Annotated in this window: 12 protein-coding genes; 6 read left to right on the top strand and 6 right to left on the bottom strand. The window is 58.0% G+C overall.

The window, feature by feature from the left end; translation table 11 throughout:
- The first annotated feature begins 118 nt into the window (after positions 1-118).
- Positions 119-2,269 carry a catalase/peroxidase HPI gene (katG, locus tag HXW73_RS16080; protein ID WP_186254042.1) on the top strand — a complete coding sequence of 717 codons (2,151 nt, stop codon included), beginning with the start codon at positions 119-121 and terminating at the stop codon, positions 2,267-2,269.
- A 79-nt stretch (positions 2,270-2,348) separates the two neighbouring features.
- On the opposite strand, the gene HXW73_RS16075 is transcribed toward katG, so the two are convergent.
- Positions 2,349-2,801 carry an Rrf2 family transcriptional regulator gene (locus HXW73_RS16075; RefSeq protein ID WP_186254041.1) on the bottom strand — a complete coding sequence of 151 codons (453 nt, stop codon included), beginning with the start codon at positions 2,799-2,801 and terminating at the stop codon, positions 2,349-2,351.
- A gap of 216 nt (positions 2,802-3,017) precedes the next feature.
- Between HXW73_RS16075 and hmpA the strand changes: the two genes are divergently transcribed.
- Positions 3,018-4,187 carry an NO-inducible flavohemoprotein gene (gene hmpA / locus HXW73_RS16070; protein ID WP_186254040.1) on the top strand — a complete coding sequence of 390 codons (1,170 nt, stop codon included), beginning with the start codon at positions 3,018-3,020 and terminating at the stop codon, positions 4,185-4,187.
- Here hmpA and HXW73_RS16065 read toward each other — a convergent pair.
- From HXW73_RS16065 to HXW73_RS16055, 3 genes are read right to left on the bottom strand one after another with little or no spacing between them, the layout of a single operon-like run.
- Positions 4,184-5,119 carry a 5-oxoprolinase subunit C family protein gene (locus HXW73_RS16065; RefSeq protein ID WP_186254039.1) on the bottom strand — a complete coding sequence of 312 codons (936 nt, stop codon included), beginning with the start codon at positions 5,117-5,119 and terminating at the stop codon, positions 4,184-4,186. The two genes, hmpA and HXW73_RS16065, sit on opposite strands and share 4 nt — an antisense overlap.
- The gene (pxpB, locus tag HXW73_RS16060; RefSeq protein ID WP_186254038.1) at positions 5,116-5,820 is read right to left on the bottom strand and encodes a 5-oxoprolinase subunit PxpB; all 705 of its coding nucleotides are present in this window, start codon (positions 5,818-5,820) and stop codon (positions 5,116-5,118) included. Before pxpB ends, HXW73_RS16065 begins: the two co-directional genes overlap by 4 nt.
- The gene (locus tag HXW73_RS16055; RefSeq protein WP_186254037.1) at positions 5,817-6,569 is read right to left on the bottom strand and encodes a 5-oxoprolinase subunit PxpA; all 753 of its coding nucleotides are present in this window, start codon (positions 6,567-6,569) and stop codon (positions 5,817-5,819) included. The genes pxpB and HXW73_RS16055 overlap by 4 nt, the downstream gene beginning before the upstream one ends.
- 287 nt (positions 6,570-6,856) lie before the next feature.
- Here HXW73_RS16055 and HXW73_RS16050 point away from each other — a divergent pair, with 287 nt between their 5' ends.
- The 3 genes from HXW73_RS16050 to HXW73_RS16040 all read left to right on the top strand — a co-directional run bounded on the left by HXW73_RS16050 (position 6,857) and on the right by HXW73_RS16040 (position 9,793).
- Entirely contained in the window at positions 6,857-7,840 is a 984-nt protein-coding gene (locus HXW73_RS16050) for a TRAP transporter substrate-binding protein (RefSeq protein ID WP_186254036.1), read from the top strand.
- A 66-nt stretch (positions 7,841-7,906) separates the two neighbouring features.
- Positions 7,907-8,470, top strand: coding sequence for a TRAP transporter small permease (locus HXW73_RS16045; RefSeq protein ID WP_186254035.1), 564 nt, complete (start codon positions 7,907-7,909; stop codon positions 8,468-8,470).
- An 18-nt stretch (positions 8,471-8,488) separates the two neighbouring features.
- Positions 8,489-9,793: a TRAP transporter large permease gene (locus HXW73_RS16040; RefSeq protein ID WP_186254034.1), complete on the top strand. Its 1,305-nt coding sequence runs from the start codon at positions 8,489-8,491 to the stop codon at positions 9,791-9,793.
- A 24-nt stretch (positions 9,794-9,817) separates the two neighbouring features.
- On the opposite strand, the gene HXW73_RS16035 is transcribed toward HXW73_RS16040, so the two are convergent.
- A complete protein-coding gene (locus HXW73_RS16035; RefSeq protein ID WP_186254033.1) occupies positions 9,818-11,347 on the bottom strand; it encodes a sensor domain-containing diguanylate cyclase in 1,530 nt (509 codons plus the stop codon).
- 180 nt (positions 11,348-11,527) lie between these two features.
- Here HXW73_RS16035 and HXW73_RS16030 point away from each other — a divergent pair, with 180 nt between their 5' ends.
- A complete protein-coding gene (locus HXW73_RS16030) occupies positions 11,528-14,221 on the top strand; it encodes a bifunctional diguanylate cyclase/phosphodiesterase (RefSeq protein WP_186254032.1) in 2,694 nt (897 codons plus the stop codon).
- Here HXW73_RS16030 and HXW73_RS16025 read toward each other — a convergent pair.
- On the bottom strand, positions 14,218-14,961 hold the full coding sequence (locus tag HXW73_RS16025) for a sulfite exporter TauE/SafE family protein (RefSeq protein WP_186254031.1): 744 nt from the start codon (positions 14,959-14,961) through the stop codon (positions 14,218-14,220). The two genes, HXW73_RS16030 and HXW73_RS16025, sit on opposite strands and share 4 nt — an antisense overlap.
- Between the last annotated feature and the right edge of the window lie 100 nt (positions 14,962-15,061).

Genomic DNA, 15,061 nt, shown 5'->3' with positions numbered 1-15,061 from the left:
ATGCTTTAAAACATTATATGACACATAGGGTGCTTGCGGGGCCCGACAGAGGCTAGCGAGCAACCACCGATGTTCGGCTTGGGTCTTACCAAGCCCGAAAAGCAATGAGGGGAGAGATATGAGCGGAAAATGTCCAGTTATGCACGGAGGCAACACCTCCACAGGCACGTCCAATAAGGACTGGTGGCCGGAAGGCATCAACCTAGATATCCTGCACCAGCAAGATCGTAAATCTGACCCGATGGACCCCGATTTCAACTATCGGGAAGAAGTCAGAAAGCTCGACTTTGACGCGCTCAAGCAGGACGTTCACGCGCTGATGACCGACAGCCAGCCCTGGTGGCCGGCCGATTGGGGCCACTATGGCGGTTTGATGATTCGCATGGCCTGGCACGCGGCAGGCACCTACCGCATTGCTGACGGTCGCGGTGGCGGTGGTGCAGGTAGCCAGCGCTTTGCCCCGTTGAACTCCTGGCCCGATAACACCAGCCTTGATAAAGCTCGCCGTTTGCTATGGCCGATCAAGAAAAAATACGGCAACAAAATAAGCTGGGCAGACTTGTTTATCCTGGCAGGTACCGTCGCCTATGAATCCATGGGGCTTCCGGCCTATGGTTTCTCCTTTGGCCGTGCCGATATCTGGGAGCCGGAAAAAGACATCTATTGGGGTGATGAGAAAGAATGGTTGGCGCCTTCTGACGAGCGTTATGAAGATGTCGATACCCCCGAAACCATGGAAAACCCGCTGGCAGCCGTCCAGATGGGGCTTATCTACGTTAACCCTGAAGGCGTTAACGGCCAGCCTGACCCGATTAAAACCGGCCAACATATCCGCGAAACCTTCGCTCGCATGGCGATGAACGACGAAGAAACCGCGGCGCTGACCGCCGGTGGTCACACCGTGGGCAAGTGTCACGGTAATGGTGATGCCTCTGCGCTGGATGCCGAGCCTGAAGCTTCAGATGTTGAGAATCAGGGCTTCGGTTGGGGCAACCCCCACATGGACGGCAAGGCGAGTAACGCCGTCACGTCGGGTATCGAAGGCGCATGGACCACGAATCCTACCAAGTTCGACATGGGTTACTTTGATCTGCTGTTTGGCTACGAATGGGAACTCAGGAAAAGCCCAGCTGGCGCGAATCAGTGGGAGCCGGTGAACATCAAGGAAGAAGACAAGCCGGTCGATGCCAGCGACCCGTCGATCCGTCATAACCCGATCATGACCGATGCGGACATGGCGATGAAGATGGATCCGACTTACCGGGCGTACTGTGAAAAATTCATGGCTGACCCGGAATACTTCAAGACGACGTTCGCGAAGGCGTGGTTCAAGCTGACCCACCGCGACCTGGGGCCGAAATCACGCTACATCGGCCCGGAAGTGCCCGACGAAGATCTGATCTGGCAGGACCCCATCCCGGCGGGTAACACTAATTACTCTGTCGAGAAGGTCAAAAAGCAGATTGCTGAAAGCGGTCTCAGCCAGAGCGACATGATCACGACTGCCTGGGATAGCGCGCGGACCTATCGCGGTTCTGATATGCGCGGCGGTGCCAACGGTGCGCGTATTCGTCTCGCTCCGCAGAAAGACTGGGCGGGCAACGAACCAGAGCGCCTGGCCAAGGTGCTGGCAGTGTACGAAAAAATCTCGGCCGACTCGGGTGCCAGCATTGCCGATGTGATCGTGCTAGGCGGCAGCGTAGGTATCGAGAAAGCGGCTAAAGCGGCTGGTTATGAGGTGCTCGTACCCTTTACGCCAGGTCGCGGCGACGCCACCGACGAGATGACCGATGGAGATTCCTTCGCGCCGCTCGAACCGCTGGCCGACGGTTTCCGTAACTGGCAGAAGAAAGATTACGTGGTTAAGCCAGAAGAAATGCTGCTCGACCGCGCGCAGTTGATGGGTCTGACCGGACCGGAATTAACCGTTCTGCTCGGTGGTATGCGCGTGCTGGGCACCAACTTCGGTGGCACCAAGCATGGCGTATTTACCGACCGCGAAGGCCAGTTGACCAATGACTTCTTCGTTAACCTGACCGATATGGGTAACGCCTGGAAGTCAGCAGGCAACAACACTTACGAAATCCGTGATCGCAAAACGGACGCCGTCAAGTGGACCGCCTCGCGCGTTGACTTGGTGTTCGGTTCCAACTCGCTGCTGCGTTCCTACGCGGAAGTCTACGCCCAGGACGATAACGACGAGAAGTTTGTGAATGACTTCGTCGCCGCCTGGACGAAAGTGATGAACGCGGATCGCTTCGACGTGTAAGCGACCCCATCATCGAAAAAAGGCGCTGCCCTCGGGCAGCGCCTTTTTTTTTGCGCTAGTGCCTGCTCTTTTCGGCGGTCTAGGTCGCCACGTTAACCGCTGGTATACGCAGTAGCTGGCGTAGCTGCGGCAAACGGTCCTCCAGTAGGTCTGCCAGGGTGTAGCGATCCAGTACCGCAAAAAACGCCTCCAACGCCTCATTGAGCACCGGCGGCAGGCGGCAGGCGGGCGTGATCACGCAGGCATTTTTGTCGCGAAAGCATTCTACCAAGCCAAATTCAGACTCGGTATCGCGCACCAGCGCACCGAGTTTAATGCTGGCAGGGTCGCGCTTCAGCCAAAGGCCGCCGTGCTTGCCGCGGATGGCGGTGAGGTAGCCCTTCTGGTTGAGCTCCTGGACGATTTTCATCACGTGATGGCGCGACACCTTATACATCGAGGCGATCTCGTCGATCGTTGCGCGTTCCTCGCCCTTTACCGCTAGATAGAGCAGCACGCGAATGGAGTAATCGGTAAAGCTGGTCAGGTGCATAGGCAGTCCGCGGCGGGTCGAAGGGCGATCGCTCAAACCACCATTGTACGGTGAATTGAGGCCCAGGCGAAGCGCGCCCAAGACAAGCTGTCAGGCCCGGCGAGCCGAGTGATGTGACAGATTGTCGCTGAGGATTGGCGGCAACGCCTAAAGATGTATTATAGATACTACTTTAATAAAAACGTTGCCCATATCACTCAATCAGCGAGGCTCACCATGCTTACCCAAGACCAGGAAGCGTTAATTGCCGCCACCGCCCCCGTCGTGGCTGAACACTTGAATACCATTACCCAACGTTTTTACCCGCTGATGTTTGAACGCTACCCAAGCGTCAAGCCGCTGTTCAATCAGGTTCATCAGCAAAACGGCGCCCAGCCCCGAGCACTGGCAGGGGCGGTGCTGGCCTACGTGGGCCTGCGTAAAGATCCTGACAATGCGCGTCAAACGCTCGAAACGGTGGTCAACAAACACGTATCGCTGGGTATTTTGCCCGAGCAGTATCCGATTGTGGGTGAGTGCCTGATGATGGCGATCGGCGAGGTGTTGGGCGATGCGGTTACTCCCGAGATCGCCGATGCCTGGGGAGCGCTCTATCAGGAGCTTGCCGATTTATTGATCGAGCTGGAAGAAAACCGCTACCAGGAATTTGAGCAACGCGTGGGTGGTTGGCGCGGCACGCGGCGTTTCCGCGTGGCAGATAGCCAGCAGGAAAGCGCGGTGATTCGCTCGTTTATTCTCGAACCCGAGGACGGTGGCCCCGTCGCGGCGCATGCGCCTGGGCAATATATCGGCGTCAAGGTAACCATCGACGGGGAGCCGGTGCACCGTCACTATAGCCTGTCGGCCACGCCCAATGGGCGCGCTTATCGGGTGTCTATCAAGCGCGAGAGCGACGGTCGCGTAAGCCGTTATTTTCACGATCAACTGGCGGATGGCGGGGTGGTCGAGCTGTTGCCACCCGCGGGCGAGATGACGCTGGTACCGGGTGACGCTCCGCTGATGTTGATCAGCGGCGGAGTGGGTCAGACACCGCTGCTGCCGATGGCCAAACAGGCACTTGGCCAGGGCCGCCGGGTCGTGTATCTGCACGCGGCGCAAACGCCTGCGCATTGGGCCTTTGCCGACGAGCTACGGGCGCTCGAAAAGGCCTACCCGGCGCAGTTCAAGCTGGTTACCGTGTTCGAGCAAAGCGCTGCGGGCGATCATCAAGGGCGGGTCGATCAGGCGCTGCTTGCCGATTACTTACCCGCAGGGGCGCACTGCTATTTCGTTGGTCCCCACGGCATGATGGAAGGCGTCGAGCAGGCGTTGAAGAAGCTGGGCGTGGCGGATTCGCATCGACACTATGAGCACTTCGGCCCCGCCATGCCGCTTAACGCGGCCTAATCGGAGGTCCAGTGGGCGAATTGCCGACGGTAATCGGCCTGGGCCTGGCTGGCGCTGACCGGCGTCAGCCATACCTGAGTACCGGGCAAGCACTGGGCAAGCGCGGCACAGGCGGATGGCGTCAACGCCCCCAGACGCGGGTAACCGCCAATGGTCTGGCGGTCGTTCATCAACACAATGGGCTGGCCGTCGGGGGGCACCTGTACGGCGCCCAGCGGTATGCCTTCCGACACGATACCCTTTAGCGTGCCGCCAAGCACCGGTCCGGTCAGGCGAACGCCCATGCGGTCAGCGCGGTTATCGACCTGCCAGGGCGTATTAAATGCCTGGTACAGGCTGTTACCCGAAAAGCTCGCCACCTGCGAACCCAGCACCATGGGTAGGCGGCAGCCGGACGTAGGCATGCGCGGGGCCAGATTGTCAGGCAGCGTGCGCGGCTGATGGGTATGTCCCTGCCAGGTCAAATGCTCGCCCGCCTTGAGCGGCTGGCCGTTTTCCTGCAGGCCGCCTAGCTGCTCGCGAACCGTGCACGAGCGGCTGCCGAGAACTTCGGGTGCCTCCAGGCCGCCGGGGAAGGCGAGGTAGGCGCGCAGGCCCTGGCGTGGCTGCTGAAAGATCAACTGCTGCCCTGAGCGCAGGGTTACGCTGGCGTTGGGGGCGAGCGGTTCGCCGTCAAGAGTGGCGGCCAGGTCGGCGCCGGTCAGCGCCAAGGTTACCTCGCCCTCGGCTTCCAGCGTCAAGCCACCCCCCATGACGATTTCCAGCGCAGCGCTGTTGAGTGGATTGCCCAGTAGCCAGTTGGCCCAATAAAACGCGATCCAGTCGGCGGCCCCGCCCTGGGTGACGCCCAGATGACCCACGCCAAAGCGTCCCGCGTCTTGAATCAATGCCAGCGGCCCCGCCTGTTTTACCACTAATGATGCCTGGCTCACGAGCGCTCCTCCATCGGCGTAGTATCGCCACCCTGGGCCTCAAACTCGTCGCGGGAGATTGACCTAAAGCGTACGCTGTCGCCTGGGCGCAATAGCGGCTCGCCGCGTTTGGCGTGTTCGAATAGCGGCACCGCCGTGCGGCCCAGCAAGTTCCACCCGCCGGGTGAAGGCAGTGGGTAAATGGCCGTTTGGCGATCTGCGATGCCTACGCTTCCCGCGGCTACGTGACGCCTGGGGGTAGTGAGTCGCGGCGTGGCAATAGTGTCATCCACCAAACCCATGAAGCCGTACCCCGGCGCAAAGCCCAGCGCGAACACGCAGTAGTCGTCTTGGCAGTGCTGCTCAATAAGCTCGGCAACGCTGATGCCCGCGCGCTTTGCCACCCGCGCAAGATCCGGCCCAACGCTCTCGTCGTACCACACGGGAATTTCATGGCGCTGGCCTTGCTGGGTATCGGCGGGTGTCAGGTTTGTCAGGGCGTCTTGAACGCGAGCCTGGGCTTCGAGGTGGCTGAGCTTTCGACAATCGTAATGCAGCAACAGCGTGGTGTATGACGGCATCAAATCGACCAGCGCCTCGCCAAAAGCATCGCGCAGCGCGTGGTCAGCCGCCAGAATCCAGGCCATGTTGCTGACGTCGATGGTATCGAACAGGCGTACCATCAGGGCTTCCATCCCGGCTGTTTCAATACGCAACTTCACGCTGACCCCAGAGTACTAAACGCATCGCGAATGGCGCGCACGGCGGCGACAGACTCGGGGTTGTCGCCGTGAACGCAAAGGGTATCGCAGGGTAACGACAGCGAGGTTCCGTCGCGGGCGGTGAGGGGTTCGCCTTTGGCGAGCATGACGGCCTGGTCGACGATCGTGGCCTGGTCGTGGTGAACGGCATCGGGCAGGCGCCGCGAGGCCAGATGACCGTTGGCTTCGTAGGCCCGGTCGGCAAAGGTCTCAAACCACAGGGTGACCCTCAGTTTGGCGGCTAACTCGCGGTGCGGTTCGGGGTTGGCAGTGGCCATGATCATGAGCGGCAGGCCGGGGTCATAGGCATGCACGGCGCGCATCACCCCTTCAAGCAGCTCAGGGTTGGCCGCCATATCGTTGTAGAGTGCGCCGTGGGGTTTGATGTAGCTCAGTTGGGTACCCTCTGCCTGGCAGATACCCGCCAGAGCGCCAATCTGATAGAGCACGATATCCTCGACCTCGCTTGGCGAACAGGCCATGGAGCGGCGACCAAAGCCCATCAGGTCAGGGTAGCCAGGGTGCGCGCCAATGCGCACGCCGTACTGAGCCGCGAGTTTGACCGTGCGGCGCATCACGTGGGGGTCGGAGGCATGATAGCCGCAGGCAATGTTGGCACAGTCAACAAAGGGCATCACCTCATCGTCCAGGCCAATCGACCAGTTGCCAAAGCTTTCACCCATGTCGCAGTTGAGAAGCGGGAGGGGCATACGGCCTCCTATGGTTATCGAAGAACTATGGTCATCAAAGAAAAACGTGATCAATCATCTATCCAATATATGAAGTCGTTGGCGGCACTGCCAAGCTTTTTGGTGACGTTACTCCTTAAGACGCTATCTATCGTGCTGTTATGTCGTGGAAAAAAGGTTGACGACAAAATCTCATAAGATTATCAACGACACTAGGCTATAGGTTTAAAGGTGATGAAAAAGCACCGCCTCCGTCAAGCGTGCAGCAACTCAGCACGGTACTAACCTATCAATACGAGGGCTTTATCATGCGTACCCGCATTGCAACGCCGCTGCTTCTGGTCACGGCATGTAGCATCGCTGCGACCGCTCAGGCCGCCGAATGGACCATGGCGACGCCCTATGGCGATGCCAGTTTCCATACCCAAAACACCAAGCAGTTCGCCGAAGACGTTGCCGAAGCAACGGATGGGGACTTGACCATTAACGTGCAAAGCGGTGGAGCCCTCGTTTCTCACGGTGAGATCAAGCCATCGGTACGCCGTGGCACCATTGCCGCGGGGGAGATATTCCTCTCGGTACTCTCCAATGAAAACCCGATTTTTGAGGTGGATACATTGCCTGGTGTGGCCGGAAGCTACGACGACGCCTATGCGCTTTGGGAAGCCACCAAGCCGATGATCAGTGACCTGTTTGAGGAAGAAGGCCTGATCCCGCTTTACGCGGTGGCCTGGCCTGCTCAGGGTATCTATACCGCTGAAGAACTGACCGATCCGGATCAGTTTGATGGCTTGCGCGTGCGGGCCCCCAATATCAATACCCAGCGGTTTATCGAAAATCTGGGTGGCAGCCCGACTGAAACGGAAGAGTCCGACATCCCCACGGCGTTTAGCACTGGCCGCGTGGATGCCATGATTACCTCGAGTTCCACGGGTAATTCAATGGCTGCCTGGGATTACGTCTCGCATTACACCGATGCCAACCTCTGGCTGCCCAAAAACATTGTGTTTATCAACCAGCGCAGCTTTGACCAGTTGGACGAAGACACTCAAGACGCGTTAATGGAAGCGGCCGAGAAAGCTGAAAAACGCGGCTGGGAAATGAGCCGGGAAGATAACCAGGAAAGCCTGGCGATACTGAAAGAAAACGGCATCACCGTTTCCGAACCCAACGATGTAGTGTCAGAGGCACTGCAGGAAGCGGGTGACGAACTGTTTGCCGATTGGGAATCACGGGCTGACGACCAGGCCAAGGAAGCGCTTGAGTCGTACCGTGATCAACTCGACGATTGATAGAACTGATCAAGCGGTGCAGAGGCCGAGCCTTTGCACCGCTTGGTGCGTCAAGAGGCCCAACCCATGACGTTCAAATTCGATAAGCTCTATCGCCTGGGGGCTTGGGGTGCTGCGCTTTGTATGATCGCGATTTGCGCGCTGATCGCGACGCAGGTGTTTTCTCGGTTGGTCGATGCGCTACTGGTCATGGTCGGTATCGCGCGGCTAAACATCGGCATCACCGGTGTCTCTGAAATGGCATCTTACCTGCTGGTAGGTGCTACCTTTCTAGGCTTGGCGTACACCTTCGTTCATCACGCGCATATTCGGGTGACGTTGCTGATTACACGACTGCCCTCAGCGTTACGGGTATGGTTTGAGGTGTTTGGTCTGGTCGTGGCCATCATGCTGAGCTTGCTGCTTTGCTATGAGCTGACGGCGCTGATTCAAGAAAGCATCGCCTATAACGATGTTTCCTCAGGTTTTTTATCGATTCCGCTGTGGATTCCGCAAGTCGTGTTGGTGACCGGCGTTGCCTTGCTGTGTCTGGCATTGATCGAGGCGCTGCTGATGGCGTTACGCTTGGCGTTCAAGGATCCCTCACGCTTTCGCGAGGTCATGGCCCGTGAAGAACGTAACGACCCCTGAGCCTGTGGGAGATGCCCTGTGCTACTACTTAGTGTCGTGACCATTTTGACCCTGCTCGTGCTATTGGGCAGCGGCGTTTGGATTGCCTTTGCACTGATTGGCACCGCCTGGATAGCGCTTTCCATGTTCAGCACCTTTGAACCTGGCCCGGTGCTGGCGTCCGATTTCTGGGGGGCTAGTTACGGGTGGGATCTCACCGCGCTGCCGATGTTTATCTGGATGGGGGAGATCCTGTTCCGCTCGGGGCTTGCCGACAATATGTTTCGTGGGCTTTCGCCCTGGCTAAATCGTTTCCCCGGGCGCTTGCTGCACACCAATATCATCGGCAGCGGCATGTTTGCGGCGGTCTGTGGCTCGTCGGCGGCCACCTGTGCCACGGTGGGCAAGATGACCTTGCCGGAGCTTGAACGGCGGGGTTATGACCCGCAGATGGCCATCGGTACTCTGGCCAGCGCCTCGACGCTTGGGTTGTTGATTCCCCCCTCCATTGTGTTGATCGTCTACGGTGTTGTGACCGAGCAATCCATATCGCGTTTGTTTATGGCGGGCATTGGCCCTGGCCTTATGATTCTGGCGATGTTTATGGGTTATCTGGTGTTATGGTCGCTACTCAAAGGCAACCGCCGCGGCCTCACTGGCCAGGACGAGTCCGGCATGAGTTTTGCCGAAAAACTGCGTAATACCTGGTCGCTGATTCCCATTCTGCTGTTGATTGGCGGGATTATCGTGTCGATCTACGGCGGTTTGGCATCGCCCACCGAGGCGGCGGCGGTCGGGGTGGTGCTATCGATGTTGATTGCTCGCTCGAATGGGCATTTCAACCGCGAGATATTTCAGTCCTCGCTTTTCGCGGCGGTGCGCACGGCATGCATGATTGCCTTTATTATCGCCGGGGCGTCGTTTCTTACCTCGGCCATGGGGTTTACCCAGGTGCCGATGAAGTTGGCGCAAGCGATTGGGGCAATGGGACTGTCGCCCACCATGTTGCTATTGGCGCTAACGGTGCTATTACTGGTGATGGGCTGCTTTCTGGACGGCATTTCGCTGATTCTGCTGGTCACCTCGATCATCATGCCATTGGTAAGCGCGGCCGGGTTTGACCTGATCTGGTTCGGTATTTACCTAGTGATTGTGGTCGAGATGTCGCAAATCACCCCGCCCGTGGGCTTTAATCTTTTCGTTATACAAGGCCTTACAGGAAAGGATATCTTGACCATTACCAAAGCGACGCTACCGTTCTTTTTATTGATGCTGGTGGCCGTTGCCTTGATGCACCTTTTCCCGAGCATTGCGTTGTACTTACCCTACGCGATGAATCGCTAACCCTGGGCCCTACGCAATGAATCGTTAGTGACCATAAAGGGAAATGCCGCCGCGTCCATTGCGCTTGATGAAGTACATGCTCTGGTCGGCGGCATCGATGAGCTCTCTGCCGTTGCCAAAGCCGCCGTCGCTAAGACAGGCAATGCCGATAGACACCGATACGAAAAGCGGTTTGCCATCAACTGTTTCCATGGGCGTTTCGGCAAGGCGCTTGGCAATCCGTTTGGCGAAGCGTTGCGCTCCCTTGGCCGACTCATCGGGCAGAAGTATCAAAAATTCTTCACCCCCATAGCGGCCTGCTAAATCCCCCTCGCGAACCAGTGAGCCAAGCACGCGGCCAAAGCGTTCCAGCACGCGATCGCCGGTTTGGTGGCCAAAGCGATCATTAAGCTTCTTGAAATGATCCAGGTCGATAAACACCACTGACATGGTGCGGTCGTGCTTCAGGCAGTAATCAAACCGTTTGTGAAGCTGTTCTTCCAGCCAGGCGCGATTGGCAAGGCCGGTGAGTGGATCCCGTCGGCTACGTTCCTCCAGTTCGGTTTGGCGTTGCTGGAGCTCATCGATCTCCTGCTGTTGGGCGTTCAACCGGGCGTTGAGTGCCAATGTTTGCTGAAAGAGTAACTGCTGCGCCTGGATGATCAACCCTTCGGTATCGTGCGAGGAGGGGACGGTGAGTTCGAAAAGATGGGTTAAAAGTGGCAGTTGGGATTGGACGTTGTTCAGTAAGTCGCTAAGCGAAATAGTCGGCGTGGTCACTACCGGACTAAGCTGACGCAACAGTGTCGCCAACGCTTGGCTGGGGTTGGCCGACAGCCACGTATCGGCGATAGGGCCTGAAAGACGCAGGCACAGTAAGTACGTCTCTTTTTGAGTGCCAATCTCATCGTGGCTGGTATTAATCGCCTGGGCCAGCGAAACGGGTACCCCCCATTTGGCGGCGAGCCAGCTGCCGACCGATGAGTGGTCACAGCCAAAGCGCAGGTGTTCGCCTCGACTGAGTTGCGCATGGGAAAAGGTGGTGTTGGCGTATAGGTCATGGGCATCTTTGGGGTAAGCCGCAAGCAATGCCAGCATGCCGATGTCCTGGAGCAGCGCCGCTGTAAAGACAAAGCTTGCCTCTTCGGGGCAGAGCTGTTCAGCAAGAGAGCGGGCTGCCAGGGCCGACACAATGGAGCGCCCCCAGATACGCTGAATCTGATCTGCTGACTGGCGGTCACGCCATAAGCTAAAACTCAACACCGCGGCCAGCGTGGCATCCAGTCCAAGTCGCGATGTGGCCTCCCGACATGAATGCGTTTCTGTTTGGTGACGGGCATAAAAAGCGCTATTGGCTAACGAAATCAAACGTAAAGTCAGCGCCGGATCCTGCTCGATGGCATTGGCATAATCATTCAGGGTCGCATCGGGGTAGCCCGCCACTTCCAGAACGCGGATCGCCACCGTTGGCAGTGATGGCAGTCTGGCGCACTGGTCCAAATCACTCTGCAGAAAATCCGGCAGGGCCGGTATGGCGAGATGATGTGTGTTGTCGCTAATAATGATGCCCGTCATATCGGCTCCTTTTATCATGCTAGCTTAAAGGGCCAATTGCTTTTTTTCATCTTATATTGTTGGAAAGCAAGCTAATGCCTTCGGCGGGCGCAGCGCATATGAGCCAAGCGTTTAGTGTCAGGGCTTCACCGTCAACACGGTTCACTATAAGCTGATTCAAACTGGGCAGCGAGACAACCAATGCAGACGGGGATCGAAGCGGCCGATATTTTTCGGCAGTTGGCTGAAGGGATGGGGCAAACGGGCACCCCACAGTTTTACCCAACGCTAGTGGAGCGGCTGGCAATCTTACTGGGCGTGGATCATGCGTTGGTGGCTCGCGTTGATGCCGAAATTGATCCACATGCGAGTGTCGCCGAAACACTGGCGGTTTGGTCCAATGGGAAACATCTTCCCAATGTCGCCTACCCATTGGCCGGCACGCCCTGTGAGACCGTTCTGGGGCGCGAGCCGTGCTTGTACTCTTGCGATGTGCAACAGCGCTTTCCTGATGATCATTTACTGGCGGAGCTGGGGGCCGATAGTTACATGGGCCTGCCGCTGTTTGCAGCGGATGGGAGAACGATTGGCCTGCTGGCGCTGTTAAAAAACGCTCCCATGACGCTGGATGACCTCGCCCGGGAGGTGTTGCGCATTGCGGCGGCGCAAGCCGGTGCCGAGCTTGGACGTCAGCAGGCGGAGGCGGCTCTCAAGACCAGCGAGGCGGTGGCAAGGGAAAGCGAACGGCGCCTGGATACGCTGCTCAATCACCTACCGGGGATGGCGTACCGCTGCCTTAACGACGAGAACTGGACCATGGAATTGGTCAGCCAGGGCGTTCGAGAGTTAACCGGTTACCATCCCCATGAACTCGTCAACAACCAGCTCACCAGTTTTGTCCAACTTGTTCATGCCGACGATACACCGAGAGTATTTGACGAGGTGCAGGCGGCCATTCGTCGTCGACGTCCTTACCAGGTGATTTACCGGCTGCATCATCGCGATGGCCGAATCCGCTGGATGTGGGAGCAAGGTCAAGCGGTACTTGATGAGGCGGGCAAGGTTGTTTGCCTGGAAGGATTTATCACTGATGTGACCGATAACCAGGAAGCCCAGCGCGTTCAGCAGGCGGTTATGCAGGTGGCCTCAACGGTTACGTCACACGTTGGCGACGATTACTTTCAACAGTTGATCAGCACGCTGGTGGAATTGCTGGAGGCTGACGGTGGCTTTATCGCGCTGCTCGACCGATCGTCCCAAGCGGCTGGTGAGCACTCTCGCTCCGCGAGCACGGTTACCACGGTAAGCCTTGTTGCAGACGGTTCCCCCCTAAGCAACCAGACCTTCGCGCTGAGCGGTTCACCCTGCGAACAGGTGGTGAGGGAGCACGAGGCCGTTTCCCATCATGGGGAGTACACCCCGGTACCTGGTAAGGGCATGCAGGCGCAGGCCTGGATAGGTCGGCGTCTCGATAACGCCAAAGGCGAAGCCATTGGTGTGATGATGGTGCTCTATCGTGAGCCGCTCACCACCAACGCCTTTGCGACCTCCGTGCTGCGCATTTTGTCGACCGGTGCTGCGGCAGAGTTAGAACGCCGCCGTGATCAGCGTCGTATGCACCAACTGGCGTATATCGACGGCACTACCGGGCTTGCCAACCGTGTTCGCTTCCTGGAAGTGCAAACCCGGATGCTGCGCCGGGCTGCCCGGCTCCATCAATCACTCAGCTTGATCCTGCTCGACATCCGCCGCTTCAAGGAGATCAACGATACCCATGGTCATCAGGTAGGCGACCAGTTGTTGGCGACGATCGCAGGGCGCCTGCAGGATGCCATACCTGAAAGCAGTACCCTGGCGCGTTTATCCGGCGATGAATTCGCGATACTAATGGATAACCCTGACGAGGCCGAATTGGCCGAAACACTGGACAACCTTCGCGAGTCGGTCGCTGAAACCATCCAACTGGGTCATAACGCATTCAACCTGCAAGTGAGTGTGGGGTTCTCCTGTTACCCCGCGGATGCGACGGTGGCGGGCGAACTGTTCAAGGCGGCCAGTATTGCCTTGCACCACGCTAAGCGCGATGGCAGCGTCTGCCCGTTCAGCCATGACATGATGCGCCAACAACGCCGCCGTCAGAAAATGACCGAGCGGCTCCACCAAGCCCTGATGGAAAATCGTCTGGCGCTTTATTACCAACCTCAAGTCAATCTGAAGACCGGCCAACTAGCGGGCGCTGAGGCGTTGTGTCGATGGTACGAGCCCGACTGGGGCTGGATCAGCCCAGGCGAATTCATCCCTCTTGCGGAGGAGCGCGGGCTGATTAGCGCGCTGGGTGACTGGGTGCTGACGGAGGCCGCCAGACAGCTCCGCGAATGGCAATCACAAGGCACTGCATTGCCAGGGCGCCTGTCGATTAATATCGCTGCACAACAGTTTGCCGATCCACAATTGGCTCAGCATATTGCCGAACTGACACAAGGCGTGCCCGCGTCGGCATTGGCTCTGGAACTCACTGAGAGCGACTTTATGCGTGACCCCGACCAGGCGGTAGAGATTACCCAGAGGATGCGCGCTGCTGGGTATGCGCTGTTCATCGATGATTTTGGCACCGGGTACTCGTCGCTTGCCTACCTAAGGCGCTTTGCCGCCGACGCGCTGAAAATCGACATCTCATTTGTACGCGAGATGCTCGACAATCAGCATGATCGCGCCATTGTGAAAACCATCATTGCGATGGCTGATGCTTTGGGAATGAAAACCCTGGCTGAGGGCGTGGAGCATAAGGAGCAGGCCACGCTGCTTGCCGAAATGGGCTGCCTTGAAGCGCAAGGATTTTTGTTTGGTCGGCCCAAGCCGGCCGATGAGTTTGCGGCGGCGTGGTTGGACCGCTAGCTCAGCGCCTGCCAAATCAGATTAAAGCCGACCAAGAACATGGCGAAAATTACCAAGCGGTAAAACAGCGCTTCGTTAACACGGCTTTGCAGCCACAGGCCGTTGCGTACCCCGATCCAGGCGAAGGGCACCAGTAGCAGCGATGCCCAGGCGCTGGTGACGTTGATCTCGCCAAGCCACATATAGGGCGCTAACTTGATCACGTTGACCACCGCAAATGACACTGCGCAGGTGGCGATAAACGTCTCTTTAGACAGTTTGCGCGGCAGCAGGTAGACGTTCAGCGGTGGCGCCCCCGCATGGGCCATAAAACTGGTGAAGCCGCAGACACTCGCCGCGGGCAGTGCCCAGCGGGAAGAGATGGGCTTTTTGGCGACGGGCTTGAGGAGCATGTAAGCGGCGAACAGCAAGGTGATAATGCCCAGGGTCAGGCGCAAGCCCTGTTCGCTCAGGGTGTCAAACAGCAACGTGCCCACTGCCACGCCGATAAACAGCCCTGGCACAAAGCGCCAAACCTCCGCGTTCGACTGCCTGCCCCACCACGCCTTCACCGCAAACACGTCCATGACCAGCAGCAGCGGTAGCAACAGACCAGCTGCCTGGGCCGGGCTGATTGCCAGCGCCATCAACGGCACCGAAAGCGTGCCAAAGCCCCCCGCAAAACCGCCTTTTGAAACGCCGGTCAGGTACACGGAAAATACGATCAACAGCCAGGCGATCACGGAGTAGTCGGGGAGCATACGCCTCTCTCGGTTTTCAATTCTCGGTTATCAGTTCGCGGATATCAGGGTCAATAAAAAGCCCCGCAGAAGCGGGGCACAACAGCATAGCATTAGATAA

Origin of the sequence: Halomonas sp. SH5A2 (assembly GCF_014263395.1) — a bacterium.
GTDB lineage: Bacteria > Pseudomonadota > Gammaproteobacteria > Pseudomonadales > Halomonadaceae > Vreelandella.
The sequence above is the reverse complement of the archived record's forward strand: the minus strand, read 5'-3'. Positions and strand labels throughout refer to the sequence as shown.

Bases quoted from the DNA above. Each gene is read 5' to 3' on its own strand.
- hmpA (WP_186254040.1), top strand. From the start codon at position 3,018: ATGCTTACCCAAGACCAGGAAGCGTTAATTGCCGCCACCGCCCCCGTC.
- HXW73_RS16045 (WP_186254035.1), top strand. From the start codon at position 7,907: ATGACGTTCAAATTCGATAAGCTCTATCGCCTGGGGGCTTGGGGTGCT.
- katG (WP_186254042.1), top strand. From the start codon at position 119: ATGAGCGGAAAATGTCCAGTTATGCACGGAGGCAACACCTCCACAGGC.
- HXW73_RS16075 (WP_186254041.1), bottom strand. From the start codon at position 2,801: ATGCACCTGACCAGCTTTACCGATTACTCCATTCGCGTGCTGCTCTAT.
- HXW73_RS16050 (WP_186254036.1), top strand. From the start codon at position 6,857: ATGCGTACCCGCATTGCAACGCCGCTGCTTCTGGTCACGGCATGTAGC.
- HXW73_RS16035 (WP_186254033.1), bottom strand. From the start codon at position 11,347: ATGACGGGCATCATTATTAGCGACAACACACATCATCTCGCCATACCG.
- HXW73_RS16025 (WP_186254031.1), bottom strand. From the start codon at position 14,961: ATGCTCCCCGACTACTCCGTGATCGCCTGGCTGTTGATCGTATTTTCC.
- HXW73_RS16055 (WP_186254037.1), bottom strand. From the start codon at position 6,569: ATGCCCCTCCCGCTTCTCAACTGCGACATGGGTGAAAGCTTTGGCAAC.
- HXW73_RS16030 (WP_186254032.1), top strand. From the start codon at position 11,528: ATGCAGACGGGGATCGAAGCGGCCGATATTTTTCGGCAGTTGGCTGAA.